This window comes from Bdellovibrio sp. HM001 (assembly GCF_055397275.1).
Genome location: NZ_AP029174.1, coordinates 3114244 through 3136210 on the forward strand (window position 1 = coordinate 3114244; position 21967 = coordinate 3136210).

Sequence of the window (21967 nt, forward strand, 5' to 3'; positions counted from 1 at the left end):
CGTGTTGAGAGGTGATAAATGATTCAAGCATTCCGTATTCTAGGCTGGCTCGAAGGACTTTCTTTCCTGGCTCTTCTTTTGATCGCCATGCCTGTAAAATACATGGCTGGCAACCCCGCCCTGGTTAAGGCCCTGGGCCCCATCCACGGCTTCCTGTTCATCGGTTATGTCCTGATGGCAAACTTCATCGCCGGTGAATTGAACTGGCCCATGAAGACCAGACTTCTGGCTTTCGTAGCCTCTGTCCTGCCTGCAGGCACTTTCTGGTTTGAACGCAAATATCTGGATAAAAAAGAAGTCGCTTAGTTAGGGATTGATATCTTCGCCTGTTAAAACAAATTGCAACGGCGCCAGGAACTCCAATCCCATATGTTCATAGGCCATGTTGGATTCCAGGCCTGTCGCCTCGCAAGAATCAAAACCTTAGAGTCATCGCCAATGATCTCACGAATCTGCTGCAAGGTTGGATTGACGACAACCTGAGCCCAAGCCCGCGCAGGCCAGAAACCACCCCCACAAGCACCGCCAAAATCAATAAAGCCGCCTTAAAAGCCACGAGAACCAAGGATTCAAGGTCGGTCAAAAAGGTCCAGATGCGAGGCGGAGGTGGGCCCTCGCAGCGCAGGCGTGCTCCAAGCACGTCGGAGCGAGAAGGCTCAGCTCCAACGAAGTCAGATGGGCCTTTTTCAACGACCGCTTAATGAATATAGTGGACGTACATTTTTAGGTAGAAACCCTCTGGAAACTGCATGAGCGTCGGATGATCTGCCGCATGACCGCCGCGCAGAACGCTGCGAAGTTCGGCGTAGTTTCTTAAAGACGCCTTGCGAATGGCATCGCGGAACTCTTCTTCTTCCAACAAGCCAGAACAAGAACAAGACGCGACAAAGCCGTTCTTTTTCACCAGACGGAAAGCGTGAGTGTTCATTTTCAAGTAAGCATGCTTCCCAATAGGAATGTCTTTTTTGGATTTAATAAACGCCGGAGGATCTGCAATCACAATATCGTAGTGCGTGCTGGCCAATTGGGTCAGCCCTTCCGACACGTCCATTTCATGCACGACGACTTCAGCACCTTCACGTTCCGCATTCTTCTTCGCGAACGCCAGAGCGGTCTTGGAGATATCCGCCAAAGACACTTCCACCTCAAAGCCCAAAGACTTCAAAGCACGCGTGATCTGCGTGGACCAGTGACCCACATAGCAGCACAGGTCCAAGACGCGGATCTTGCGCGGAGTTTGAGTTTTCGCCCAGTTTTTGAAAAGCCCCACCGCTAGGAAGATATTATGAGTCTGATCCAGGAAGAAGCCCGTTTTTTGCCCTTCCACCAGATCGCAGCTCATCTTTACAAGCCCCTCATCGCCGGCTGCATTCAAAAGAATTTCGACGTCGCGAAGATTCATTTCAGGAAGATTTTTTATCAGGCGCGGCTCTTCGACTTGCAGGCCCTCTAGCTTACGCACACCCACGTCGTTACGAATCACCACGGCGGTTTGTTCCCAAGAAAACTCGGACAAACCCTGTGCGTGGGCTTTATCGGCCAAGCCTTTAAAGAAGCCCTCGGCATCCTTTAAAGCTTCATTCATCCCCGCGGTCACCAGCTGAGCTGCGAACAACTGAGCCTTCTTGCCATTTTGTTCGATCATGTAATAGTCCAGCACTAGACCTGGAATAAAATCAGATTCACCAAAAGCCAGACGGAAGCTGCCACGGAAACCTGCGGCTTTGCGCACGCGCCAAGAGTTGAAGATTTTTTCGTGAAGAAAGTCAAAACTGGTGGGCTCTTTATCCTGACTGTTAAAGCTTAACGCACGGAACGCAATCAAAGAATGAGGATTGCCGTATCCACGGGCCAGAAACTGCCCTTTGGAATCCTGAAGCTCCACCGGAGTTCCTGCTGGAAGACCTTTGGGACTAGCAGATAGTTCGTTAGAGAACACCCAAGGATGTCCGCTGCGAATTCTTTTATCAGCACCCGGACGAAGACGCCACACTGTCATCATAAACTATTCACCCTCAACTGCGAAAACCACTAACTCGGTGATTTCTTTTTTTGAAAAATTATTATCGGACATCACCAACAAACTGCGACGTCCCTCGGAAAGTTTCGGTCCCCAGGACAAAGATTCAAAGTTTTGAACTTTTTTATCCTTGCGATCTTTCAGATCCACCTCAAAATCCACCAGCAGTTTTTTGCTGACTCCGGTGAACTTGGCCCCTTCCAGCTTATTGAAACCCGAAACATCACTGCCCTTGCTGAGATCCACTTCATACAAAGCCACCGTGTTGGCCCAGATCTTTTTGGGAAAAAGGCGAACGCCTCTCTCCAAAACCAGCAGCTTTGTATCACTGACCGCCAGAACTTCCGAAACCCCGCGGAAGACTTCCTTGCCGCCATGAGCATCCTTCAGAGGCTCAATGCGATAAGCGTACTCCCCCACCGGCTGAAAACCTTTTTCCGATTTCTCTTCGTACTTGAGAATTCGAATCCAGTCGCCTTTTTCTTCTTCGCCGATCACATAATCCTGAAAAAGAGAAGTTTCTACACCCACAAAGGCATGCTTGCCATCCGCGGTCACAGACAGCCCCTCAAACGCGGCGTTGTTCTGCACACCCTTTTTCTGCTGCCCCGTGGGCTCTGGCAAAAACTTGTCCGGCACAGGCAGATCCGTCTTCCACGTTCCCGCGGCAGAGACCTGGAAAACTCTTGGCATTTCGCGGGGTTTGGAGTCGTTATTGCCTTCAGAGGAAATCAACAGATCCCCGGAAGGAAGACCTACCAGGCCCTCAGGGTCCAAAGAAGCCTTCTTTTCCCCAGTCGCCGGAAGCCCTGAAATAAAATGAACTTTCTGCGGTTTTAAAGAGACCTCGGAAGACGATATTTTTAAATCGAACTCATAAAAACGCGGCTCGCCCATGCGACCCTTGTCATCAGAAAGCGCCAGCAGCCTGCCATCACGCCAGACGATGCCAGAAAGACCGCCAATGGTGGTCTTTTGAAACTCCGTGCCTGTTTTAATGGATGTTTCCCCCACATAGCTCAGACTGAATGCCTGAGCCTGTCCGCCTAAGAATAAAACCAGCAGAGCGTGGGGCAGAAAAGACATACTAACTTCTCCAGCGAAGCTCAGTTTCTTTAACCGGGTGATTGAAGTCGCGCTTTTCCTGAAGATGATCATGATACTCTGTCTTCAAAGCATAGTACCACTTCGCCTGAGTATCGGCATCTTTGATCAACATCAGACTTGGATCATAACGAAGACCATCCTGCTGTTTGGTCACCGCATCCATGTCCTGTCCCAGGAAGGTTTTAGAGAAGCTGTTGATCGCAGGCTTAATCAGACTCAACCAAGGGATGTCCCAATACGCCAACTGAGTCACCCGCGTGTTGTTTTCATCCACCGGAGTCAATGCCGTGTAAGAATAGAAATTGCGCGCGCCCACTTCGATGTGCTCAACCCGAACACATGGTAAAGTGAAAGTGATCTCGGTCGTCGGGGCTCCACCTAAAATTTTATAAGCCTTGGAATTCTTCGAAGGCTGGTGGCGCACCATCTGGAAGCCGTAATTGACCGGAGCAAACTTCTTTTTCTTTTCCAGCATGGTCTTTTCAGAACGCCAGAACCAGCTTTTATGCACGTAAGGCCCGTGAGCAGGATCCATCAAACCAATCACCGCATGATCGACGTGGCAAGGGAAGTTCACCACATAGGTCAGCTTCGGCTTCACGTCCGCAGGGAAGGCTTTCATCACCGGAATCGCCGGAGCCTTGGAAACATCGTAATCCTTGTCACCCACGAACACCCAGATCAAACCTTGAGCTTCGTGAACAGGATAACCGCGCACTTTGATTTTATTCGGATTTAAATCCTGATCAGGACACAGGGAGGGAATCTCTGTGCACATGCCGGTGCCATCAAACTTCCAGCCATGGTAAGGACACTCAATTTGATCATTCACCACACGCCCATAGCTCAGTGGAATTCCACGATGAGGACAGATGTCGCGCATGGCGGAAACTTTCCCTTTGGAGTCGCGATAGAACACAATCGGTTCATTCATGATCTTGCGAGAAGTGGCTTTGTTCACAGCCAGCTCTGCACTTGGAAGTCCCACATACCAAACATTTTTCAAGAATCCACTGAACATAAAATCCTCACCTACAAACTAAAATCCGGCGCGCTTTTCCGCCAGCAGACAGGTGTTCTGCAATAGCATCGCAATCGTCATTGGGCCGACACCGCCTGGAACCGGCGTAGCGGCTTTCACCCAGCCATCCAGTTCTTCAAAGCGGACATCGCCGCACAGTTTGCCGCCCTGACCAGAGCCGTGCATTCCCACGTCGATCACGATGGCGTCTTTTTTAAAGTCCTCTTTACCCAGGAAGCGAGCCTTGCCGGCGGCCACCACAACCAGATCTGCCTGACGAGTCATCTCGGACAGGTTCTCTGTTTTTGAGTGGCACAATGTGACTGTCGCATGAGCCTCTGTCAACATGTGCGCCATCGGTTTGCCAACAATATTGCTGCGCCCGACGACCACGGCATTTCGACCTTGCACCGAAATTTGATAGTGCTTCAGAATCTGCATAACTCCAGCCGGGGTGCAGGGACTGACAAAGGGCCTTCCAGCAAAGAAGTACCCCAAAGAAGCATAGGTCAGTCCGTCAGCATCCTTTTCCGGGGACACCAATTTCAGAACCTCGTGGGAACTCAAGTGCTTCGGAAGCGGGAACTGAACCAGAATTCCATCCACCTCAGAATCGGCATTCAGCTTTTTCAAGGCCTCGTTCAACTGCGCCTGAGTCGTCGTCGCCGGCATACTGTGAATCGTGGAAGTCATCCCCACCTTTTCGCAGGCAATTTTCTTGTTTTTTACATAGGTATGACTGGCGGGATCGTCGCCCACAATGACCACTGACAAGTGCGGGGGCCGGCCGGCTTTATCTTTGAAGTTTGCAACCCGGGGAACGAGGGCAGAACGCACTTCCTTTGCGACTTCTTTTCCGTTAAGAATCAGCACCGAAAGACCTCCCGTTTTTGAAGTCTTAAATCTCCGCTATTTCCCAAAGAAATTCAATAGTTATTAGGAAAGTCCCCAGCCCCCATCGAGACCCGCCAAAAAGGTTCATATGCAAGGCGGAGGTAGGCCCTCGCAGCGCGGGCGGGCCCCACAGTCAGATAGGCCTTTTTCACCACTCTAAGGGGCTTTTTTTCTTGCTTCCGCCCCCTCCTCCGTTGTACAAACCCTTTAAAACACTAGGGGATTTTCGAATGGCTGAAAAAGTAAAACTCTCAAAAGACGGTAGTTCCATTGACTTCGTTCAATCTGACAGCCTTCCTACGTCTCTAAAAAAGTTCCGTCAAAGTCCTGAGATCGAGGGCTTCTATCGCTTTATCTTCGAAAACGACCTGCAAAAAGAAGCTTTCGATATTTTGGATCGTATTATCTTCCAGCGTAAGGCGAAAAAAGCCGGCGCTAAGAAAGAGGCTGCTGCCGCTGCTAAAGAAGAAAAAGCTGCTGCTAAAAAAGCCGAAGCAAAAGGCAAAAAAAAATAAGCTTACAAAGTCCGGATCTTCCGGACTTTCTTTTTTGGTTTAAACGCACCCCACAGCCGTACAGACCTTGCTAGGCCTCCCATTCGGAGGTTCTATGAAAAACAAGTCCCATATTAAAAATAAAAGAGGCCAAGGTTTGGTCGAATATCTGATTATCGTGGCGATCGTTGCTATCGGCAGCATCTCGGTCATCAAAGTTGTCGGCGCCAATATCGACGTTCAATTTGCCAATGTGGCCCAAGCATTGGGCGGTACGGACAGCCGCAAAAAGACTGCACACGCTGTGACTGAAAGCATGTATAAAAAACGCGATTTCAGTGATTTCTTTGAAGGCTCAGTCAACGACTCCAAAGCCGACAAAAAGTAAATCAGCATGAATTTCCTGAAGACACAACAAGGACAAGGTCTGCTGGAATCCGTGCTGGTTTTGCCCTTACTTTTCCTGCTGGGCAGCGTGCTGACTGTACTGCTGTATCGATCTTTGGTCTTTTATATCGCCGACTATCACCTGCACGAGGCTCTGCTTTGCGGAGCCTCCGAAACGACTTATTCCTGCGAAAGTCACCTGAAGAATCAGATGCGTAAAATTCTTCCGGCCCAAACGGTCGTGGCCGTGCGATTGCAAAAATACCGAGCTTCCGGAGAAGTCACCATTCATCTTCATCCGGCGATGAAAATCACCAAAGAGCTGACTCTTCCACACTAGGACCCCCTCATGACATCATTAAAATCAAATCACGGCTTTGCTGCGATTCTTATTGTGTCTTTACTCCCTTGCCTGTTGGCGGGATTTTTTCTGATCACAGTCCTGATGAGTTTTCTGCAGATCGATCTGGAGCTGAAACATCGATGCCGCACGGGCGGACTCAGTGGCCAGGCCGCTGTCCGTCCTCATTTGACAACTCTGCTGGCGCTAAACCCTCTGGCGACAACCTTGAAAATGCAGGAAACCGTCTTACTGACAAAACTAGCGACAGCCACCGCCGCGGGGAACCTGCCTCTTATTGCTGCCTTGAAAGTCAAGCTGGCAGCGGTAAAGCAACGGCAGCAGGAACTGGACATCCGCCAAAAGCAGCTTATCCAGCAAAGCAATATTTCACTGGCTCGCCACCACAGTTCCACTGGCTATCAGATTCGACAAAGATCGATGGAAATACAAAACCGTTTTTTCTTTTTGAACTTAAGCCTTCGCGCTCTTCCCGAAAGCCCGCCTCGTCTGGCTGTCCGTCCGGACTCACCGGATATTGCTCCGACTTACAGCCCCGAAGAAAATTTTGAAACACGTCAGGCCCTGGCGCACCGTTGGCAGTACCAGCTCACGCCGCGCGGGCCTCTGTCTTACTTTCTATCTGGTTCATTCCAGTTCGAAAAAGCCTGCGCAGTCACACTAACCCGGGAAGTACGTGGATGGAGCACTCTGATAACAAAGGGCAAATACTCATTGAAGTCTGTCTGGTGATGAGCCTGATCTTCTTAATATTTTTTGCCGCTATTTCAAAAATCTCTGAACTTAAAACCGCCCAACGCAAACACCAGTTTATCAAGGAGAAGTCTTATGTTTCAAAAGACACTTTCCCAGTTAAAAAGTAATTGGCCTTTAACAGGTTTTATTCTTGTTGGATTGGTGGCCTTTATTTCCAGTCCAAAATCCGAAAAAGAGGATGCGCTTCAGACTGTTCCTTCACCGGCTTCTGTAGACACCTACATCCCCCGAGGTTTCGTGCTGGTGCCTTTGGAAATCAGCAACGCTGAATCCCTGGCTTCCCTTGTCGGCGACATGGGAGGCGTCGTAGATCTTTATCTGGCCTCCAACGATCGACAAAAAGGCGGACTGAAAGTGGGCAGCAAACTGAAGCTGCTGCGAGCCCCACTGAACCCTGACCAATACGCCGTTTTGGTGAAAGACACCGAAAGTCCCCGTTTGCTCAGCTTCAACGGTCCCTTTATCGCAGTCGTGCAAAACCCTGAAGAAAAAGGCACCGAGGTCACCAAGTCGACTTCTGTTCCGCGATTAAAAGTGGAATATCAAAACTAAGGAAGTTCCCATGAAAAAACTTATGGTTGTGCTGACGATGTTCTGGCCTTTGCTGGGCCAGTCACAAATTCTTGTACAAGGACCGGGCACTTCCCCGAAAGAGTTTGAAAATTATCTGAGCCTGAATCCCCGGGTTCAGTCATTTCAAAAATTCACTATCGAGGAAATGCAGAATCAACCAGCGCAAGAGCAAAAGCTTTTTGCTCTTGCGGATCTACCCCCCTCCGATATTCAATCCGGCCTTGAAACCGTTGAGCAAATCAATCGAAAGACCGCTCTTTCAAGCTTAAGTCTGCAATTTTTAAAAGACCTGCTGGGGCGCTGGCTTGCGGTCACACCTCAAAGCAAGTTCACCAAAAGTTCGGTCACTCAGCTTTCCTGCAAAGTGAACTTTCTGCTTGGGGAAAATGCTGCGTCTTCAGAATGTCCCTTAGAACAGGTGGACCTGAAAGAGCTGCGCATCAGAAACTCTTGGGCGGACACACTGATGGTGGAAAGTGTTGTTTACCCGTTAGAGGACAACCGTCGGCTTTTGCTGATCTCTTCAGCGCGCTATCACTTCACTCTGCTGTCCAATACGCACAAGCCCGTCAGTTTTTATGGCACTTATGCAGAGCTTAGGGCTCAACATCTGACAAGCACTGGCTTGGTCTCTGGAACCTGCGAAAGCTTTCAGGCTGATATTGAAAACATGACTGTTTTAAACCAAGGATCTGTTTTTTGGGGTCCCCAGTGCCTGCGTCGCCTGCCAGAAGGACAAGACAGCGACTTATCAGAGCGAAGTTGGATTCAGCGCAATAAAGCCTGGCTTTATCCCACGGCAGCTTTACTGATCGGCGGTGGGATCTATGCTATGAAAGATAAAAAACTGGTGATTGATACGTCGTCATTCAAGTGACAAGGGCTTTCCATTGAAGTTGATTTCTTTGACGACGCCATCCTCAATGACTGTGTAAGAATCCGCAAAAGTTTTATCGGGATGCGCGTGCACTACAGTCAAATCACCCGTGAATTTGCGAATTCTTTCTTTCGGGCTTTCATCCAATGCGATCTTATTGCGCCAGAAAGAAGACGGCTCCACAGGACTGTCACAGCCAAAGGAAATTGGAATCTGCGCCGCGCGCAGCGCTTCCCACGGGAAGGCATAGGGATAGAGGTCTTTGAGTTTGTCCAACAACCACACCCGGTCACTCAGCCAGTGACAAGGCTGCATATGACAACGCACATGCAAAGGCTTCATCATCTGAATTGTTTCCGGACGCAAAACTTGCGCGTGTTCCAGATTCAAACGCCCCAATGCCCCCTGCGCCGAAATTTTGCGCGCCGTCTGCACAATGTGGTGGGACGCCTCATCCCCGATCACATGAACGGAAAACTCCAAACCCGCTGCCCAGGTTTGTTTCATGATATTTTCAATGTCCGCCAAATCCCACAACACACGCCCCTGATTGCCACCCCGAATACCGTTGTAAGGTTTGGATAACAACGCGGTTTCTGAACCCAAAGAGCCGTCATAGAAAACCTTGATGCCTTTGGCCCGCAGTAAAGGACGCTCGTTCTGACGGGCGTACTTTGCCAGTTTCAGCATGGTTTCAAAATCATTCATATCGTGAGAGGTGAAGTTTTCCTCGATCGCCAGGGTCAGATCACCGGCGTCGGCCACTTCACACAGCATGCTCCACAGGGACTCCGTACAGCTCATGTCCCGCACGTGCGTGAATCCGGCTTTATTAAAAGTGCGGCAGGCTTGCAGGATATGAGAGCGCTCCTGCTCCTTGGTAAAACCGGGAAGCTGATCCCAGGCGCGCAAATGATCTTTTTCTATAAGAATTCCAGTTTCAGACTGAAGATTCATTTCCTGCAAAGCTTTGGAATTCAACCAGCAACTGTGACCATCCAGGCGCGCAAAGAAAACAGGAATATCAGGGAAAACTTCGTCTAATAGATTCTTGTGTGGCTGTTCAGAAGCCGGCCACTTGCGCTCGTCCCAGCCAAAGCCCAAAAGCCAATGACGGCGATAGTAACCCGGATTGGTTCGCACAATATTCTGTAAATCCTGCTTGGAGTTGACATCCTCCAAACGCAGGCCCGAGGCGAATTCGCCGGTGGCCAGAAAGTGAGTGTGACTGTCATATAGACGCGGGATTCTGAAAAGCATAAGGCCCTCTGTTTTAGCAGAGGGCCTTCGTTTATTTAACTGTTTTGTTTAAATTATCGTGCAGACGGGATTGGAGCAGTGCCGGTACCCGTGCCATTTCCAACTGGAACTGGAATTGGGCTGCCCGTACCACCACCGATTGGCGTTGGTACGACTCCGCCACCAATACCTCCACCGATGCCACCGCCGATTCCGATAGAGCCGCCAACGCCGCCCACACCGTACTGAACCTGCTGGATTCTATACAACAGACCATAAAGTTCCTGCTGCAAGCTTGCCACAACCTGCTGTCTTTGCATTTGTTGTTGCATATAAGACTGCTGCTGCTGGATGTACTGTTGGTACTGCTGCATCTGCATTTGCATCATCTGTTGTTGCATTTGCAACATACCCAAGCTGCCTGCCATGCCACCAGCCATACCGCCGGCCATACCACCCATCATCGCGCCAGGATATGCGCCCATCATGCCACCAGCAAGACCGCCCATTCCGACCATCGCGCCAGGGTAAGCACCCATCATACCGGCCATACCACCAGCCATGGCGCCCGGGAAGGCTCCCATGATACCACCGCCGATGCCGCCAACCATGCCACCTGGGAAAGCTCCGCCCATACCGGCCATGCCGCCCATCATTGCGCCAGGGTAACCACCCATCATGCCCATACCACCAGGGTATGCGCCCATAAGACCGCCACCGATGCCGCCAACCATGCCGCCTGGGAAAGCTCCGCCCATACCGGCCATGCCGCCCATCATCGCGCCAGGGTAACCACCCATCATTGCACCAGGATAAGCGCCGATAATTCCGCTAGCCAAGGCACCCATGCCCATCATTCCACCTGGGTAAGCGCCCATCATACCGGCCATACCACCCATCATAGAACCAGGGTAAGCACCCATCATGCCGCCCATACCAGCCATGCCGCCCATCATAGCGCCAGGATATGCGCCCATGAGACCGCCACCGAAACCACCGACCATCGCGCCAGGGTAAGCACCCATCATGCCACCCATACCGCCCATAGGTCCGCCCATGCCCCAAGGACCGGCCATACCCCAAGGGCCCATACCCGGCATGAAGATACCGCCGCCCATGCCGCCCATTCCTAGGCCTGCCATTGCATACGGGTTCCCCCACATACCGCCAGCGTTCATACCACCATAAGGACCCATCATACCGTAAGGTCCACCGTTGTTACCGGCACAACCGAAGGCACCCGCACCGATACCACCGCCGATAGAGCCGTAGATACCGCTACCACCACCGATCATCTGACCGATACCAGTTCCGATCGCTCCCAACCCATAACCATAACCCATGGATGCCCAAGGGTCTGTCGGCCAACCGATGTTGGAGTTTGCGTCGGCAACCATTTGATTTGTTTTGTAACCAAGGAAGATCGAACCAAGACCCAACGCCACGTTACCAACCACAGAGCCCCAGTTTGTTTCTGGTTTCTGGTACTGATAGCCGGAACCTTGTGCGATACAGTCGATACAAACGCCACCTTCCAACTGCTCACGACGTCTTTCACGTTGTTCGTCAGCATAGTCTTCTTTGGCAATTTTGATGTCTTCTTTTCTGTTTTCGATTAGGGCTTTCAAAGCATCGATTTCACGAGTGACTTTGTTGCGTTCCGCATAGCTCTTTCTCATGTCCGTCAGACCTTTTTTACAATCTGCGGTTGTAAAGCGGCCTTTTTCACCTTGACGATATTTTGGATTTTCACAGACAGCGCCGGAAACGGAACCATTTTTGTTTGCATCGCACAGACGCGCCCATTCCTGGATCTGGAAGCCGTACACTTCACGTGTGGCTGGCGCCTGGATGGAAGCATCACCTTCCTGTCCTTGAGCGATGAACTCATCACCCGCCCCCAGGCCTTTATACTCTTTACAGTTCACGTTGTTGGAGATGTGCTCGAACATGAATTCTGTGTAGTCACCGGAAACCACACCATTCACAGCGTCGCTAGAGCGCTTCAAAGCTCTGTCGATCTTCTTCAGTTCGGACTGCTTGGAGCGAAGCTGCTTTTGAGCTTCACTGATTTCAGCCTGTGCTTCTTTGATTTCATCAAGATAGCTGGAGGAACCGGCACCGGCGGAATAGTTATAAGGACATGCTTGCATGCCTCCGTACATCCCCGTACCCCACATTTGAGCTTGAGCACCACCTGCAATACTCATCACCAGTGTGACGGGAGCTGCAATGCGCATCCAAAACTTCATACACGATCTCCTGAAAAGGATAAAAATACTTCTATCGTCTCTATTATCGTCAGGAGTCGACTTGAACTTGACTCATTCTTGAGCAAAAGTATTGAAACATTGTGAAACTAGACTGATGGCCAGCATAGTTTTCTGCAATTTTTCCGCATCGTCATCCATGACAACAAACCCGCACAAAATACTTTGCACAGATCTTTCCACAATCCTACACTAGCTTCTATGACTAAGCACACAATTCTTTGTGTAGATGATGAAATAGATAACGTAGATGCGCTTGAGAGGCTCTTCCGGAAGAAGTACACCGTACTAAAGGCCACCTCAGGAAAAGAAGCCTTGGCTGTTCTCGACGAACATCGAGGTCCTGTTGCACTCATCATCACGGATCAAAGAATGCCGGAGATGACCGGGGTGGAATTTTTAGAGAAAACTCTGGAGTCTCATCCTGAGACAGTGCGAATTCTGCTGACCGGATACACGGATCTTGAGTCTGTGATCATGGCTGTGAATAAAGGTCAGATCTTCCGCTATCTGACAAAGCCGTGGGACCCGACGGATCTTTCCAATACTGTAGAACATGCGATCGACCGCTTTGCTCTGGGACAGGAACTCAAGCAAAAAAATCAGGAGCTGGCGCGCGCCCTGGAAGAATTAAAAAGTCTGGATGTTGCAAAATCCAACTTTATGATTCTGATCAATCACGAACTGAAGACTCCACTGACCTCCATCCTGAGCTTTTCGTCTTTGCTGGCTGAATCCAAACTCAATGACGAAGACAAACTGATGGTCAATCGAATCATGAAAAGCGCCGACCGGCTGAAAACACTCGTGGATGATGTTTTGCTGGTGGTTCGTGCGGAAACCAATCAGCTTAAAATCGATATGCAGCAGGTGGCGTTTACTCAGTTTGATGAGGCGCTTTCAAAAGAAGTCGTGGACCTGATCGCAAAGAAGCAGCAAAAACTTGTCAGCAAGCTTGAGCCCCTGGCCGTTCACGCAGACGTTCGCCTGATCAAACAGGTCATGTTGCGCCTGATTCACAACGCGGCGAAATTTGGAAATGACGGCAGCGAGATTCATGTGGAAAGCCTGAAAAGCGGCTCTAATCTGCGTTTTGTTGTTTCCAATATGGGTCCCCAGCTTCCCTCTTCCGTTTCCGACAAGATCATGAAGCCGTTCTATATCGACGAGGATGTCATGCATCACTCCACCGGCACCGGGCTAGGTCTGACCATTTGTCAGTCGATCTTAAAATCTCACAACTCAACCCTTCAGTTTAAAAACACCGCACAGGGAGTGATGGTGTTCTTTGAGTTGCCTCTGGTCTGATTGTCCGAAAGCCGTCTGTCTTCTCAAAAACTTAGGTCTTGATCATTGCACGGGGGTTGCTTCACAGCCCCCGTATGAAAACACTTCTTATCACTTTGACATTCTTTTGCGCTTCCTTTGCCTCGGCCCAGACAGAACTGACTTTGGGCCTCGGGGAACAGATCACCTTGTCCGTAAGGTCCCAGGATCGAATCTGGATTCAGGACAGAAACATCCTGACTGCCGAAGGCCAGGGACGCAACTTGCAAATCCGTGGGCGCCAGGAAGGGCAAACCACAATCAAGATTGGCACGGAACTTTATTCCGTTCAGGTCTTGCACCCCTCTAAAAAATCCTCGTTCAGCGCTTTGCAGACCCAGCTCAAAAATCACCTGGGCCTGAAAGCAGCCCTCAGTGAAGGAGACCTGCTGATTCAGGGAAATCTGTACCGCTTGCAGGACTGGGTGCAGCTGGCGGACTTTATGAAAAACAAAAGTCTTTCATACCAAATGCGGGCCCAAATGACCAGTGCACGCCAACAAGAGGCGCAGGCCTATTTCGAACAGCTCTTTCAAAAAGCCAAACTGCCCCCGCAAACTTTGATCTTTGAGCCCTCGCTGGAGGTTCGCATCAGCTCCAGCGATCTGGCTTTTAAGAAATACGTAAAGCTGCTGACGCCCTATGGAGTTCAGGTCCTGCGCGATGAAAACAGTTTGGATGTTGCCCCCACCATCAAAGTGCAAATCACAGTGGCTGAGATCAGAAAAAATCTGGCCCTGAAGTATGGACTGCAATGGCCCGAGGCTTATTCGGCCCGTCTTTTGCCGGCCGGAGGTTTTTCGCAGGACGAGCTGCCATTTAACCTGCGCGCCATGGAACAAAAGGGTTTGGGGAAGATTTTAGCCAGTCCGAATATTCTGTGCCGCAGTGGAAAAGAAGCCGAGTTCCTGGCCGGTGGCGAGTTCCCCATCAAAATCATGAACTATAAAATTCAGGATATCGTCTGGAAGCGCTACGGAATTCTGCTGCGGGTGAAACCCAAGGCCGATGCTGCCGGACGCATGAGTCTGTCGATTGAAACCGAGGTTTCCACCATGGACAAAGCCACTGCTGTGGGCGACATTCCGGGCATTTTGACCAACCGGGTTTCAAGCCACTTTGACCTGACACGTCCCCAGACGATTGCTCTTTCAGGCTTAATCAAAAACGAAGACGCCAAAGGCCATGAAGGTCTGCCCTTTCTGTCGCGTTTGCCGATTCTGGGCGCGCTTTTTTCCAGCAATGATTTTTTGGAAAATCGCACCGAGCTGGTCATTTTTGTTCGCCCCTCCATCGTTCATGAAGGGGAAGAACAAGAGGAGTCCCCCCAGCACCTGAAAACCTATCGCGGAGGCATTCAATGATTCAGGAGGCCCAAAGAATTTATGAACGCATTCACGAGGACATTCAGCGCCTCCCCTTGAATGAGTTTCTGCTGAGTAGTGATGATGAAAATCTGCTGCGCTCCCAAAGAGTGGAAAACCTTCTGGCGACGCACACGCAGACTGCCTCAGAAAAAGTCAAAGCCCGTGTCTTGAGCGAATTTCATTCGTGGGGGCCTTTGGAGGACTTGTTAGCGGATGAAAGTATCACTGAAATCCTGGTGAACGGTCCCATGGCAATTTGGTTTGAACGCCAAGGACAACTGCATCACCATCAGGATATTTTTTTCTCGGATCTCAGTTACCGCAATTTCCTGGATCGGATCAGTCATGCGGCCAAGGCTCACATCACCACCGAGTTTCCCTGCGCCGATGGGCGCTTTGCTGACTTCCGCCTCAGTCTCGTGGGGGCAGAGCTCACCCAAAGCTATCCACATCTGACTTTAAGACGCCATCCGAAGAACCCTTGGACCTTCCCCCGCCTGGCGGAATACCAATGGTGCTCGAATGAACAGGTCGATGCTTTGGCCCGTCTCATTGCGGAAAGAAAGAACTTTCTGGTGGTCGGTCCCACCGGCTCTGGAAAGACCTCGGTCTTAAATTCGTTTCTGAATCTGATGCCTGCCAACGAGCGTCTTGTTGTTATCGAAGACACCTCTGAAATATCGCTGCCGAACAACGCCAGCCTGAAACTCTTAACACGCGAGGATCCGCAAGGTGTGCTTCCGTCCGTCGAACAAGGGCAACTGGTGCGTCGATCTCTGCGCTTACGCCCGGATCGTCTGGTCATGGGGGAAGTTCGTGGGCCCGAGGCCAAAGATTTTCTGATGGCACTGGCCACCGGGCACAGCGGAAGTTTCGGAACCTTGCACGCGCAAGATGCGGCGCAGGCCCTGATCCGTCTCGAAATGCTGATTCAAATGGGGGCTCCGCAATGGAGTCTGACCGCCATTCGACGGCTGATTCAGATGTCTTTGGATTACGTGATCGTGGCCGAGCGCACACCAACAGGCCAGCGCAGACTCAAAGGTGTTTATCGCCTTTGTTCATTGGAAGAAAATGGATTTCTTCTGGAAAAGGAAATCTGAAACTAAAAACCCGGAAAGCGAGGGGCGCCTTCCGGGTTTCTATTTTTAAGCAACTTTGGTGGTGTCTTTCTGTGGCGTCAAAGGAGCGGCTTCCGCCCTGAGATCCTTTTCCACATAGAACAGCCCTTCATTTTCGCTGGCTTTGGTGAAGGCTTCTTCAGACTTGGTCTGATCCCCTTCCCGAGCCACGGATTTCGGATTATTGAAGAACTTCTGATTCAGGTCTTCGATCACCTTGAGCTTTTTGACTTCAGCTGGATTTTTATAGACGGGAGAGGCTTCCAGCTCTGGAAGTTGACCGGTCGCCCGCATCTCTTCCATTTGTTTGCTTAAGGTGATGCGATCTCCCAGCGAGTTCTTTCCCATCGGTCGCCCCAAGGCCAAAGCGCCGGGACGCGCAGGCTGGGATGCCGAAGTGTCAATCGCTCTGGTCCGCGCCGAAGCCGGCAGGATTCCGCTGATTTTTTCCATATCACACCTCCGTGTGTGCGTGTTTGAAGGCCATCCTGGTCTTCACTTCACAGGAAACGTATCGGAATCGAACGTTTAAACTTGAGACGAAAAAAGGATTTCTGGACCTAAGTCCACGAAATAAACTGCCACGGACTTGCCGGATGGCCCAGAAGCTTCTCGCAGATATTCTTCACCCGGGGGTCATCCGCCCCCGACCAGAAGGTGCGACCAATCAGAAAGCTCTGGGAAAAATCCATCCAGTTTTCAAACTTCCCTTCCACGATCGGTGCCAGCTTCAAGATTTCAGACCATGCCTGAATATCAGACAGATAACCTGCGACAAAACTGAGTCGAACCAAGTGGATATAGCGGGAGACATCCCAGGCCAGAATACCCGGTTCTTTAAGATATTTGTTAGTCCGTTGCACCCACAGGGCCAGCTTGCTGTAGTCAGCCTCTGTCATCTGCAGATCCTGCCCGTCTTCCAAATCGAAATTGAAAATCTGACGGAATTTTTCCATAGAGACCGCATCTATGCTGCCATCCACAGGCAGAGCTGATCTTAGGACATTGAACTTTGTGCGATGTCCTTGGGTGCGGATATTTTCCAAAGTTTTTTGGCAGCTCTCACGATCCACAACGCTCCAAAACTCTTCAAGGATCCCGATGCAGTCAGCCTTGATCTCCGGACCGTAGTTCATATCCAAACGAAAGAAGTACTCGCCGATCTCATCCAACACCTGTTCTTTGGTTTCCGGGGACAATTCCTGGTCTTCACCAAGGTCATGTCCCAAAACTTGAAACAGCTCATCAAGAACTTGATTTTCTTCAATAAAAGGAGCACCCAGTGACATCAGCTTTCGTTCAAGATCTGTCTCTGGCAATATACGCTGCATACACTCCTCCTTATTTTCAGAAGCCCGACGACACTCCTTCATTCAATTACGTTTTCAATGCCTTTTCAATGTGTTAGTTTCTTCGCATGCTAAAGAAACTACTGATGGCTGCTGTGGCCCTTTTCTTTATTCTTGCTGGCGGACTGATGCTCTTAATGGGTTACGTCTTTAATAACCCGGGCACAGTATTCAATGCTTTCAACTCGGTTGCTGACCGTTTCTTGCAAGGTGAAGCGCATGAAGAAAGTGAGGAGTTTTTTCTGCAGGGCATGGAAGAACTTCAGCTCTCTTCACGCCGTGTTGAGATGGAAGTGCGCTTTCACAAAGGCAGCACTTTGAAAGTTCGTCTTTCAGGCAAAGTTCCCCGTTTTGAAGAGGGAAAATTCATCTTACAAACCACTGAGAAGAACCGTCTGCAAGTCACCTTCCTGGAGCCCTTGGCAAGTCACTGGATTCAAATGAACGTCAATGGTCAGGAACTGAGCAAGACGACAGATTCTCAGCTTAAAGCCGAAATCTACCTGCCAGAATCCTACAAAAACCATATTAACATTGAAACCCAGGAAGGCGCCGTCACCTTGCATCTTCCGAAGGATGCTTTGTATGAATTGGACCTGCAGTCTGTGCAAGGGATCATTTCAAACCGCATGGAAACATCCCCTTCCCTGCAGGTAGAGCCGCAGAACGTCGGCCATATTCAAGTTCGCACCGTGGAAGGTGCGATCACAGTTGAACCTCAGGAATAAAAAAACCCGCCTTATCATCGGCGGGTTTTCGTTCACTACACCTTTTTTGATTCTTCCAGATGTTTTTCAGCCATGGGACTTAAGCGAATTCCCACTTCCGCCAACTGCTCGCGACTGACATCGCTTGGACATTCAGACATCAGATCTGTTGCTTTGGCCGTTTTCGGGAAGGCGATCACTTCACGGATCGCATCCGTTTCACAAAGCAACATCACCAGACGATCCATTCCCCAGGCAATACCACCGTGAGGAGGCGTTCCGTACTTCAAAGCCTCCAGGAAATATCCAAACTTGTGCTGAGTTTCCTGCTCACTCATGCCCAACAAACGGAACATGCCCTGCTGAATCTCATTACGATAGATACGGATACTGCCCCCGCCCATCTCATAACCGTTACAAACAAGGTCGTAAGCTTTGGCCAGCATTTTGCCGTAAGCCGTTTCGTTGTTGTTGATCAGGTCCTGAGCAAACTCATCCTTCGGAGACGTAAACGGATGGTGACGAGCCACCCAACGTTTTTCATCCGGAGAGTACTCAAGCAGCGGGAAGTCCACAACCCACAGGAACTTGTACTGGCTGTTGTCGATAAGCCCCAGTTCTCGGCCCAAATGCAGACGCAAAGTGGACAATGCCGCACAAGCGGTGTCGAAATCGTCTGCGACGATCAAAGCACAGTCACCTGGCTCCCCACCACAAGTCTTGAACATTTCAGCCAGCTTTTCAGGGCTGAAGAACTTGGAAACAGAAGAAGACAACGTGCCATCGGCTTCGGACTTGATCCACACAAGACCTTTGGCGCCCGCGCGTTTCGCCATATCCGTCAATTTATCCAACTGACCGCGAGAATAACTGCCGCCTTTTGGAGCCGCGATACCACGAACAATCCCACCGCGCGCCAGAACATCGTCAAAGACCTTGAATCCAGAACCCGTTACGACGGATTTCAGATCCTTGATTTCAACACCAAAGCGTGTGTCCGGTTTGTCGATGCCATATCTGTCCATCGCTTCCTGATAGGTCATGCGAGGAATGGCACCCACGTCGATGCCTTTGATCTCTTTCCAGATCATGCGCAGCATCTTTTCATTCATCTCCATAATGTCTTCCTGATCGATGTAGGACATCTCCATATCGATCTGGGAGAATTCCGGCTGACGGTCCGCGCGCAAATCTTCGTCACGGAAGCAGCGGGCGATCTGGAAGTATCTGTCGTAGCCAGAGATCATCAAAAGCTGCTTCAAAGTCTGCGGAGACTGAGGCAGCGCATAGAAATGCCCCGGATTCACACGAGACGGAACAAGATAGTCACGCGCCCCTTCCGGTGTGGACTTGTAAAGAATCGGAGTTTCCACTTCCAGGAAGCCATTGTCAGAAAGGAAGCGACGAACCAACTGCGCCACCTTGTGACGAGTGATCAGATGCCCTGCCAGACGTGGAGATCGCAAATCAAGATAACGATATTTCAGTCGCAACATCTCGTTGACGTTGGTGTCGCTGACCTGGAATGGAGGCACAGCGGATTCATTGAGAATCTCGCAGCGAACCGCTTCGACTTCCACTTCGCCTGTTTTGATCTTGGCATTTTTCATGCCGTCCGGGCGAGCACGAACCACACCTTCCACGGCCAGGACAAATTCGCCGCGAAGATTCTTTGCAGAAGATGTTTCAGGTTTGTTTGGGTCCAGAACCACTTGCACAATGCCTTCACGGTCACGCAAGTCGATGAAAACCAGACTTCCGTGGTCGCGTCGAACATCCACCCAACCCATCAATACAACTTTTTGACCTGCCTGAGAAAGGCTCAGACTTCCGCAATAATGTGTTCTTTTTAGCTCTTTAACAAACTTCATATATCTACCTTGTTCGTGGGCCCAGATTTACATATTGTGCCATCCCAGTCAAAAACCATATTCTTATATCCTCCATAACAAAACCTTCAGAGAGCCCCCTCGACCCCAGGCATTCTGCTTCATTTGCAATAAATTTCCCCTTATAATTTCAGAATTGAAACATCCCCGCCTCTGTTTCGGTTGTTTAAAACGATGCAGCCGCAAGGCGGAGGGGGCCCTTCGAGGCGCAAGCGCGCTCTAAGCACGTCGGAGCGAAGAAGGTCCCCCGACAACGCCGTCGGATGTGTCGTTTTCAACAGCCGAGGAGAAGAGATGCCTAAGTTTACTATTGATCATTCCAGCAGCCATTCCGCAGAGGAAGCTTACAAAAAGATTAAAGAATTCCTTTCGAACGATCAGGACATTCGACGCTTTGACCCAAAAATTCAGTGCTCCTTCGACGATGGAAGCAAATGCGCCAACCTTAAAGGATCCCAATTTAAAGCGGATATGACCGTGGCCACAGCTGGCGCAGGGAGCAAAGTCTCTGTCACAGTGGATCTGCCATTGATGCTGACTCCCTTCAAAGGTAAAGTCACCGAGACCTTGCAAAGGAAATTGGCTAAATACCTTGGCTAAACATTCATAATGGCGAAAACGAAGGCAAAATCCACCTCTTCCAGTAAAACCGCATCGGTTAAAAAAGCAGCTCCTAAAAAAGCTGCTGCAAAAACACCTGCGCGCAAATCCGTCAAGACCACGGTGGAATCCAAGCCTGTCGTTGCGGAATTGGTCGAAGACGTCCAAACCGACGACATTCGCCCTACGGTGGAAGCTGAAAAAGCCTACGCGGTTCCTGCCCCCGAGGAAGAGCTTCCCGAGATCGAAGAAGACAGCAAAGCCCTTGCTCTGGCGGATTCTTCCAAGGCCCTGACCTCGGCGGATCCGTTGGTCATGTATCTGAATGAAATACGCCGCTATAAAGTCCTGACCCGTGAAGAGGAAATGGCTTTGGCTAAGAAGTATTTTGAAAGCAAGGATCCTGAAGCCGCCCAGGCACTGGTCAAAGCCAATCTGCGTTTTGTCGTAAAAATTGCGGCTGAATACTCCAAATTTGGCTCCAAAATGATCGATCTTATTCAGGAAGGCAATGTCGGCCTGATGCATGCAGTTCGTGAATTCAATCCTTACAAGGGCGCTCGTTTGATAACATACGCCGTCTGGTGGATTCGCGGTTATATCCAGGAATTCCTGATGCGCCAGTACTCGATGGTGCGCATTGGAACGACTCAGAACCAACGCAAGCTTTTCTATCAGTTGCAAAAAGAAAAAGACGCACTGGATGCCATGGGTATTGAGCCCAACACAGCCCTGATCAGCAGTCGTCTTGGCATTCCGGAAGACGAGGTCCGCGACATGACCATGAGAATGTCCGGCCGCGATGTCAGTCTGGACCGCCCGGTTGACGAGGACTCCGGTACAAGCCTGGGGGACTTGCAGCGCCATCAGTCCGATCAACCCCTGGATGAAGCGCTGGCGCACAATGAACAACTGGAAATCCTGAAACAAAAGATCGAAGAGATCCGCCCGGAGCTTTCTGACCGGGAAAAGATCATCCTGGATGAGCGTATTTTGAATGACGATCCCCTGACTCTGCAGGAGATCGGTGAAAAATATGGAATCACCCGCGAGGCCGTCCGTCAGATGGAGGCCCGCCTGATGAAAAAGATCAAAGCCAAAATGGAAGAGAACTCCGAAGGCTAACGAAGAACTCCGCGACCACGCAAATGCAGGACAATGTCTTCCTGTGGAGTCAGTTCCAATTCCAAATCACCACGATGCAAACCTAAGTAGCGCGGCTCAAAAAAGACCCGAATGCGGCATTGTTGCCCCCGAAAAAGAAGGCGAGGGCAATTGTCGCGAAAACTGAAGGCGTCGCTTCCGTTCAAATCGAGGTCATTGATATAAATGGGAATGCTGGTGTTGTTGCGTAGATAGAAGTTCGCGCGTACTTCACGAAAAAGACGAACTCTTCCAAAGTTAAAATAGTAGTCCCTATCCTGAGCTTGGACTCCGTCACCAAAGACAATCTCATGGTTGTGTTCGTAAACGCTTTCGGACCCCTCTTGTGCCTGAACGGGAGAAGCGAGGAGAAGACCTAAGAAAAGAAATGGCAGAATTTTCATAAGTACCTCCTGGTTACCCTCATTCTGAAGGGTCCCTTGGACGACCGCAAAACCATTTTCCA

General features: G+C 50.3%; 23 protein-coding genes. 13 read left to right on the forward strand and 10 right to left on the reverse strand.

Annotated elements, in window-relative coordinates:
• The first annotated feature begins 18 nt into the window (after window positions 1–18).
• Complete coding sequence (locus ACZ5ZZ_RS14620) at window positions 19–306, forward strand: DUF3817 domain-containing protein (RefSeq protein ID WP_464140052.1); 288 nt, start codon at window positions 19–21, stop codon at window positions 304–306.
• A 391-nt stretch (window positions 307–697) separates the two neighbouring features.
• Here the strand turns inward: ACZ5ZZ_RS14620 and ACZ5ZZ_RS14625 are convergent, their stop codons facing one another.
• Genes ACZ5ZZ_RS14625 through folD form a run of 4 tightly spaced genes read right to left on the reverse strand, consistent with a single transcriptional unit; the run spans window position 698 to window position 5021 of the window.
• A complete protein-coding gene (locus ACZ5ZZ_RS14625) occupies window positions 698–2002 on the reverse strand; it encodes a class I SAM-dependent rRNA methyltransferase (protein ID WP_464140054.1) in 1305 nt (434 codons plus the stop codon).
• A gap of 3 nt (window positions 2003–2005) precedes the next feature.
• Entirely contained in the window at window positions 2006–3106 is a 1101-nt protein-coding gene (locus tag ACZ5ZZ_RS14630; protein WP_464140056.1) for an esterase-like activity of phytase family protein, read from the reverse strand.
• Window position 3107: 1 nt separating this feature from the next.
• The gene (locus ACZ5ZZ_RS14635) at window positions 3108–4148 is read right to left on the reverse strand and encodes a Rieske 2Fe-2S domain-containing protein (RefSeq protein WP_464140058.1); all 1041 of its coding nucleotides are present in this window, start codon (window positions 4146–4148) and stop codon (window positions 3108–3110) included.
• Window positions 4149–4166: 18 nt separating this feature from the next.
• On the reverse strand, window positions 4167–5021 hold the full coding sequence (gene folD, locus ACZ5ZZ_RS14640; RefSeq protein WP_464132019.1) for a bifunctional methylenetetrahydrofolate dehydrogenase/methenyltetrahydrofolate cyclohydrolase FolD: 855 nt from the start codon (window positions 5019–5021) through the stop codon (window positions 4167–4169).
• A 251-nt stretch (window positions 5022–5272) separates the two neighbouring features.
• Here folD and ACZ5ZZ_RS14645 point away from each other — a divergent pair, with 251 nt between their 5' ends.
• The 6 genes from ACZ5ZZ_RS14645 to ACZ5ZZ_RS14670 all read left to right on the forward strand — a co-directional run bounded on the left by ACZ5ZZ_RS14645 (window position 5273) and on the right by ACZ5ZZ_RS14670 (window position 8490).
• The gene (locus tag ACZ5ZZ_RS14645) at window positions 5273–5557 is read left to right on the forward strand and encodes a hypothetical protein (protein WP_262553026.1); all 285 of its coding nucleotides are present in this window, start codon (window positions 5273–5275) and stop codon (window positions 5555–5557) included.
• 94 nt (window positions 5558–5651) lie between these two features.
• Window positions 5652–5924, forward strand: coding sequence for a Flp family type IVb pilin (locus tag ACZ5ZZ_RS14650; protein WP_464118459.1), 273 nt, complete (start codon window positions 5652–5654; stop codon window positions 5922–5924).
• A 6-nt stretch (window positions 5925–5930) separates the two neighbouring features.
• On the forward strand, window positions 5931–6263 hold the full coding sequence (locus ACZ5ZZ_RS14655; protein ID WP_464118460.1) for a hypothetical protein: 333 nt from the start codon (window positions 5931–5933) through the stop codon (window positions 6261–6263).
• Between the two features lie 9 nt (window positions 6264–6272).
• The gene (locus ACZ5ZZ_RS14660; protein WP_464140060.1) at window positions 6273–7016 is read left to right on the forward strand and encodes a hypothetical protein; all 744 of its coding nucleotides are present in this window, start codon (window positions 6273–6275) and stop codon (window positions 7014–7016) included.
• A 96-nt stretch (window positions 7017–7112) separates the two neighbouring features.
• Window positions 7113–7592, forward strand: a complete 480-nt coding sequence (locus ACZ5ZZ_RS14665; protein ID WP_464132022.1) for a hypothetical protein — start codon at window positions 7113–7115, stop codon at window positions 7590–7592.
• Window positions 7593–7602: 10 nt separating this feature from the next.
• Window positions 7603–8490 carry a hypothetical protein gene (locus ACZ5ZZ_RS14670; RefSeq protein ID WP_464140062.1) on the forward strand — a complete coding sequence of 296 codons (888 nt, stop codon included), beginning with the start codon at window positions 7603–7605 and terminating at the stop codon, window positions 8488–8490.
• Here ACZ5ZZ_RS14670 and ACZ5ZZ_RS14675 read toward each other — a convergent pair.
• Complete coding sequence (locus ACZ5ZZ_RS14675; protein ID WP_464140064.1) at window positions 8479–9750, reverse strand: amidohydrolase; 1272 nt, start codon at window positions 9748–9750, stop codon at window positions 8479–8481. The genes ACZ5ZZ_RS14670 and ACZ5ZZ_RS14675 overlap by 12 nt on opposite strands.
• A gap of 53 nt (window positions 9751–9803) precedes the next feature.
• Window positions 9804–11981, reverse strand: a complete 2178-nt coding sequence (locus ACZ5ZZ_RS14680; protein WP_464140066.1) for a hypothetical protein — start codon at window positions 11979–11981, stop codon at window positions 9804–9806.
• A 219-nt stretch (window positions 11982–12200) separates the two neighbouring features.
• Here ACZ5ZZ_RS14680 and ACZ5ZZ_RS14685 point away from each other — a divergent pair, with 219 nt between their 5' ends.
• The 3 genes from ACZ5ZZ_RS14685 to ACZ5ZZ_RS14695 all read left to right on the forward strand — a co-directional run bounded on the left by ACZ5ZZ_RS14685 (window position 12201) and on the right by ACZ5ZZ_RS14695 (window position 15795).
• Window positions 12201–13307: a response regulator gene (locus tag ACZ5ZZ_RS14685; RefSeq protein WP_464132027.1), complete on the forward strand. Its 1107-nt coding sequence runs from the start codon at window positions 12201–12203 to the stop codon at window positions 13305–13307.
• Between the two features lie 74 nt (window positions 13308–13381).
• Window positions 13382–14689 (forward strand): type II and III secretion system protein family protein, encoded by a 1308-nt coding sequence (locus ACZ5ZZ_RS14690; protein WP_464132029.1) that lies wholly within the window; start codon window positions 13382–13384, stop codon window positions 14687–14689.
• Window positions 14686–15795 (forward strand): CpaF family protein, encoded by a 1110-nt coding sequence (locus tag ACZ5ZZ_RS14695; RefSeq protein WP_464140068.1) that lies wholly within the window; start codon window positions 14686–14688, stop codon window positions 15793–15795. Before ACZ5ZZ_RS14690 ends, ACZ5ZZ_RS14695 begins: the two co-directional genes overlap by 4 nt.
• A gap of 45 nt (window positions 15796–15840) precedes the next feature.
• Here the strand turns inward: ACZ5ZZ_RS14695 and ACZ5ZZ_RS14700 are convergent, their stop codons facing one another.
• A complete protein-coding gene (locus ACZ5ZZ_RS14700; protein WP_464118472.1) occupies window positions 15841–16266 on the reverse strand; it encodes a hypothetical protein in 426 nt (141 codons plus the stop codon).
• 107 nt (window positions 16267–16373) lie between these two features.
• Window positions 16374–17144: a DUF1266 domain-containing protein gene (locus ACZ5ZZ_RS14705; protein WP_464118473.1), complete on the reverse strand. Its 771-nt coding sequence runs from the start codon at window positions 17142–17144 to the stop codon at window positions 16374–16376.
• 86 nt (window positions 17145–17230) lie between these two features.
• Between ACZ5ZZ_RS14705 and ACZ5ZZ_RS14710 the strand changes: the two genes are divergently transcribed.
• Window positions 17231–17890 (forward strand): hypothetical protein, encoded by a 660-nt coding sequence (locus ACZ5ZZ_RS14710; RefSeq protein WP_464140070.1) that lies wholly within the window; start codon window positions 17231–17233, stop codon window positions 17888–17890.
• Window positions 17891–17925: 35 nt separating this feature from the next.
• Here ACZ5ZZ_RS14710 and aspS read toward each other — a convergent pair whose 3' ends face one another.
• Window positions 17926–19740 (reverse strand): aspartate--tRNA ligase, encoded by a 1815-nt coding sequence (aspS, locus tag ACZ5ZZ_RS14715; RefSeq protein ID WP_464140072.1) that lies wholly within the window; start codon window positions 19738–19740, stop codon window positions 17926–17928.
• A 312-nt stretch (window positions 19741–20052) separates the two neighbouring features.
• Here aspS and ACZ5ZZ_RS14720 point away from each other — a divergent pair, with 312 nt between their 5' ends.
• A complete protein-coding gene (locus ACZ5ZZ_RS14720; protein ID WP_464132036.1) occupies window positions 20053–20358 on the forward strand; it encodes a polyhydroxyalkanoic acid system family protein in 306 nt (101 codons plus the stop codon).
• A 9-nt stretch (window positions 20359–20367) separates the two neighbouring features.
• Entirely contained in the window at window positions 20368–21483 is a 1116-nt protein-coding gene (locus ACZ5ZZ_RS14725; protein WP_464132038.1) for a sigma-70 family RNA polymerase sigma factor, read from the forward strand.
• Here the strand turns inward: ACZ5ZZ_RS14725 and ACZ5ZZ_RS14730 are convergent.
• Window positions 21480–21905, reverse strand: a complete 426-nt coding sequence (locus tag ACZ5ZZ_RS14730; RefSeq protein ID WP_464118478.1) for a hypothetical protein — start codon at window positions 21903–21905, stop codon at window positions 21480–21482. The genes ACZ5ZZ_RS14725 and ACZ5ZZ_RS14730 overlap by 4 nt on opposite strands.
• Window positions 21906–21967 lie beyond the last annotated feature (62 nt).